Consider the following 4,701-nt stretch of genomic DNA (forward strand, 5'->3'; position numbering starts at 1 on the left):
GTGCTGGAGGTGCGCGGCGAGGTCTACATGCGCCGCGACGCCTTCGAGGCGTTGAACGAGCGCCAGCGCAGCAAGGGCGACAAGACCTTCGTGAACCCGCGCAACACCGCTGCCGGGGCCATCCGCCAGCTCGATTCGCGCCAGGCGCGCGACAAGCCGCTGAGCTTCTATGCCTATGGCCTGGGCGAGGTGCAGGGCTGGGCGCTGCCGGCGACGCAATCGGGCCTGCTGGATGCGCTGGCGGCCTTCGGCCTGCCGGTCAATGAGCTGCGCACGGTGGCGACCGGCACGGCCGGCCTCGTCGCCTTCCACCAGCGCGTGGCCGAGGCGCGCGACGGCCTGCCCTTCGACATCGACGGCGTCGTCTACAAGGTCGACTCGTGGGAGCAGCAGCAGAAGCTCGGTTTCAAGACCCGTGAGCCGCGCTGGGCCGTGGCCCACAAATTCCCGGCCCAGGAGCAGGTGACGACCTTGCTGGCCATCGACGTGCAGGTGGGCCGCACCGGCAAGCTGACGCCGGTGGCGCGGCTGGAGCCGGTCTTCGTCGGCGGTACGACGGTCAGCAACGCGACGCTGCACAACATCTTCGAGATGCGCCGCAAGGGCGTGCGGGTGGGCGACAAGGTCATCATCCGCCGCGCCGGCGACGTGATCCCCGAGGTGGTCGGCCGTGTGCCGGGCGCGCGCGCGGGCTACGTGCCGAACTTCCACATGCCGCGGGCCTGCCCGATCTGCAAGAGCGAGGCGGCGCGCGAGAAGGGCGGCATCGAATACCGCTGCACCGGCGGCGTCTTCTGCCCGGCCCAGCGCAAGCAGGCCATGCTGCACTTCGCCGGCCGTCGCGCAATGGACATCGAAGGTCTGGGCGACAAGCTCGTCGAGCAGCTCGTCGATGCCGGCATCGTGCTGAGCCTGCCGGGCCTCTACAAATTGGGCGTCGCGAAGCTGGCGGCCCTGGACCGCATGGCCGAGAAGAGCGCGCAGAACATCGTCGATGCGCTGGAGAAGAGCAAGGCGCCGACCCTCGCGCGCTTCCTGTTCTCGCTGGGCATCCGCCAGGTCGGCGAGACGACGGCCAAGGACCTGGCGCGCCACTTCGGCACGCTCGACAAGCTGATGAAYGCCAGCGTCGAGCAGTTGCTGGAGGTGCCCGATGTCGGGCCCATCGTCGCAGCCAGCGTCCACACCTTCTTTGCGCAGCCGCACAACCGCGAGGTCGTCGAGCAGCTGCTGGCCGCCGGCGTGCAACCCAGGGAAAGCGCTGGCGAGGCCGACGACCGCCCGCGCCCGCTGCTGGGCAAGACGCTGGTGCTGACCGGCACGCTGCCGACCTGGTCGCGCGACGAGGCCAAGGACGCGATCGAGGCGGCCGGCGGCAAGGTGTCGGGCTCGGTCTCGAAGAAGACGCACTACGTCGTCGCCGGCGAAGAGGCCGGCAGCAAGCTCGAGAAGGCGCGCGAACTGGGCGTCGAGGTGATCGACGAGGCGGCGCTACGCGCCTTGCTGGCCTGACGGGGCGGGCGCCGCGGCGTGCACCGCCATCGCGAGCAAGGCCAGGCACCACACGATCAACGCGCCGGCCGGCAGGTCGAAGGCCGACGACAGCGCGAGCCCGATCGCGTATCCCAGCACGCCGATCGCATACGCCAGCGGCAGCCGCCGCGCCTCGCGGTGCTTGCGCGTGCCCAGGCTCGGCACGATCAGCGTCGCGAACACCAGGTACACGCCGACCAGCTGCACCGACACCGTGACGGCCAGCGCGAACAGCAGGTAGAAGCCGGCCCGCTCCACCAACGCACGCGCGCCGAACCACAACCCGAGGATCGCGAGCGTCGCGACCAGCGGGATCGCGAGCTGCGCATAGCTGACCCACAGGATCTGCCCGGCCAGCAGGTCGCGCAGGTGTTCTCCGCCGTGCGGGTTCTTCGCCAGCAGCAGGATGCCGGCGGTCGCGGCCAGCACGAACAGCACGCCGATCTGCGCCTCCTGCACGTCGGGCCATTTCTTCTCGGTCCAGGTCAGCAGCAGCGCGCCGGCCAGCGCGGCGAGCGCTGCGGCCACCTGCACCTGCCAGCCGCCCGGGTCGATGTCGAGCAGGCCGGCGACGATCACGCCGAGTGCCGCGATCTGCGCGATCGCGAGGTCGATGAAGACGATGCCCTTGCGCAGCACCTGCGCGCCCAGCGGCACGTGCGTCGCGACGACCAGCAGCCCGGCCGCGAGCGCCGGCGCGAGGATCGCGAAATCGATCGGTGCCACCGTCATTTGGTGTTGTCCATCTTTGCGGCCTCCAGCAGCAGCGCGATGCTGCTGTCGAACAGCCCGAACAGGTCGCCCGCCTTGTCGGTGCCGCCGACGGTGAACGGCAGCGCGACGGCCGGGATCTTCGCGTGCTCCGACAACCATTTCGATGCGCGCGGGTCTTCGTACGCGGCCCGCACCACCATCTTCGCCGGCTGCTGCGCGAGCAGCGCGCTCAGCTCGGTGAGGTGCCCCGCGCTCGGCTCGACGCCGGGCTTCGGCTCCAGCGTCGCGATCTCGCGCACGCCGAGCCAGTTCCACAGGTAGCCCATGTTCTTGTGGTGCGCGACCACCACCACGCCCTTCAGCGGCTTCGCTTGCGCTTCCCAGCGCTGCAGCGCCGCGGCCCAGCGGGTGTTGAAGTCCTGCAGGCGCTGCTGGTAGGTGGCCGCGTTGGCGGCGTCGAGCTGCGCGAGCCGTGCGCCGAGCGCGGCTGCCACCTTCGCGATGTTGCGCGGATCCTGCTGGATGTGCGGGTTGCCCTGCGCGTGCACGTCGCCGTCGCCGCGGTCCAGCCGCGTCGGCACCTCCAGCGGCGTGACGAAGCGGCCGGCCTCGAACATCGCCGGCGCGCCCGGCGAGAGCTTCGCGTTGCCCGATTGCTGGATCAGCACCGGCAGCCAGCCGATCTCCAGCTCCATGCCGGTGCACACCAGCAGGTCGGCGCCACGCACGCGCGCGATCAGGCTGGGCCGGGCCTCGATGTGATGCGGGTCCTGCAGCGCGGTGGTGGCCGACGACACGTTGAGCTTGTCGCCGCCGAGTTCCTTCGCGAGGGCGGCCCATTCGGGCTCGCAGGCGACGACGTTCAGCGCGGCCTGCGCGTGCAGCGCAGCACCGGTGAGGGCGGCGAGTGCCAGGGTCTTCAGAAAGGGATTCATGCGGTGTCCTAGAACGAGTGGGCCCCATGGGCGCCGAGGCTCATGATGTATTGGAGGAAGAGCTGCCGGTCGCTCGCCTCGCCGCGGCTGCGGTCGCTGGCGAGCTGCAGCCGGAAGCGGCTGAATTCCGACAGCGAGTAGTCGACCATCAGCGTGCTGCGCGTCGGCTTGGCGCGCTGCAGCACCGGCAGGTCGGCAGCGCTCACCGTGCCGTTGTCGACCAGGCCGATCGCGAGGCTGCCGGCGTCGAGGCGGTCGTAGCGCGCACCGACCCGCCACTGCGGCATGAACTGATACACCGCCTGCAGGTACCAGCCGCTCTGCGTGCTGCTGAAGCCGCCGATCGCCGCGGCCTGGGCGAGCGTGCCGTCTTCGGTGCGGCGGAAATACTCGCCCTGCAGCTTCAGGTTCTCGCGCGTTGCGTTGCCACCGGGCGCCCATTTGTAGATCGCGTCGGCCACCCAGGTCTTGCTGCGGCCGCTGAACGAGGCGCCGTGGTCGTCGCCGTTCGCGTCGAGGTCGTCGTAGCGCCGGTCCTGCGCACGCTGGCGCAGGTATGACAGGCCGGCGCGCCAGCTCGCGCTCTCGCCGAGGTCGTCGCCGACGTGCGCGAACAGCGCGGCCGAGCCGATGCCGTTGCGGCCGGTGTCGTTGCCGGGGAAGGTGGCGCCGGAACCGATCTCGGCGCCGAGTTCGACGAAGCGCTCGGTTGGCGCGAGCCAGTGCAGGTGCAGCCCGTCGGTCTTCAGCGGGCCGCCGAAGAAGGCCTGGTAGGCGAGCGGTGCATCGACGAAATCCCAGGCATGCGCGTGCTGGCTGTTCAGGTAGCCGATCGACGACAGGAAGCGCCCGCCCTTCAGCGTGGCGCCGTCGAACAGGCCCTGGCGCTCGAACACCGCTTCTTCGACGCTGACGCTGTCGTCGCCGGTCAGCGAGAAGGTCAGGTGGCCGCTGAAGGTCGGATCGATCGTCGCCGCGAAGCCGAGCTCGGACTCGCCGAGCTGGAAGCTGCGCTTGCCGGGCCCGACCTCGCCGCCCGAGGGCATGAAGCCCTGGATGCGGTAGCGCGCCGGGTCCTGCGACAGGTTGGCGTAGGTGCCGTTGAGGATCAGCGAGATCGCCGGGTTGAAGGCCGAGGCCGAAGTGGTTGCAGCGGGGGCCGGAGCGGGCGGTGGCGCTTCCGCCGGCGCTGCGGCGGGTGCGGCCTGCTGCAGTTGCTGCAGCTTCTGCTCCAGCGCCTGCAACCGGGCCTCGTAGGACTGGCGCAGGTCGGCGATGTCTTTCTTCAGCTGCTCGACGTCTGATGCCGGGTCGGCGAGCGCGTTCGGGGGCCAGGCCAGCGCGGCGGCCAGGCCCAGCGAGGAGCCCAGGCCGGCGGCCCAGGTGCGGTGGAGGTGCATGGGGTGCGTCCTGCAGACGGTCTGCGGGTGATCGAGCACCGGCACGGCCCAGGGGCGCGCCGGCAGCGGAGACGGATCAGGCGTGCAGCGTCGGCGGGCCGCGGGCGCGGGTGGTGACC

4 protein-coding genes are annotated in these 4,701 nt (G+C 70.9%); 1 reads left to right on the forward strand and 3 read right to left on the reverse strand.

From position 1 onward, the window contains the following. On the forward strand, nt 1-1,512 hold a 1,512-nt coding region (gene ligA, locus AC1D01_RS21480), incomplete at its 5' end, for an NAD-dependent DNA ligase LigA (protein WP_477869881.1). Here ligA and AC1D01_RS21485 read toward each other — a convergent pair. The 3 genes from AC1D01_RS21485 to AC1D01_RS21495 form a co-directional block, all read right to left on the reverse strand. Continuing rightward, on the reverse strand, nt 1,492-2,265 hold the full coding sequence (locus AC1D01_RS21485) for a metal ABC transporter permease (protein ID WP_477869883.1): 774 nt from the start codon (nt 2,263-2,265) through the stop codon (nt 1,492-1,494). The two genes, ligA and AC1D01_RS21485, sit on opposite strands and share 21 nt — an antisense overlap. Beyond that, a complete protein-coding gene (locus AC1D01_RS21490) occupies nt 2,262-3,182 on the reverse strand; it encodes a metal ABC transporter substrate-binding protein (protein WP_477869885.1) in 921 nt (306 codons plus the stop codon). The genes AC1D01_RS21485 and AC1D01_RS21490 overlap by 4 nt, the downstream gene beginning before the upstream one ends. 8 nt (nt 3,183-3,190) lie before the next feature. After that, the coding region (locus AC1D01_RS21495; protein WP_477869887.1) for a hypothetical protein at nt 3,191-4,701 on the reverse strand (1,511 nt) is incomplete at its 5' end.

This window comes from Rhizobacter sp. P3_B12, from assembly GCF_056402895.1.

Bases quoted from the DNA above. Each gene is read 5' to 3' on its own strand.
- AC1D01_RS21485 (WP_477869883.1), bottom strand. From the start codon at position 2,265: ATGACGGTGGCACCGATCGATTTCGCGATCCTCGCGCCGGCGCTCGCG.
- AC1D01_RS21490 (WP_477869885.1), bottom strand. From the start codon at position 3,182: ATGAATCCCTTTCTGAAGACCCTGGCACTCGCCGCCCTCACCGGTGCT.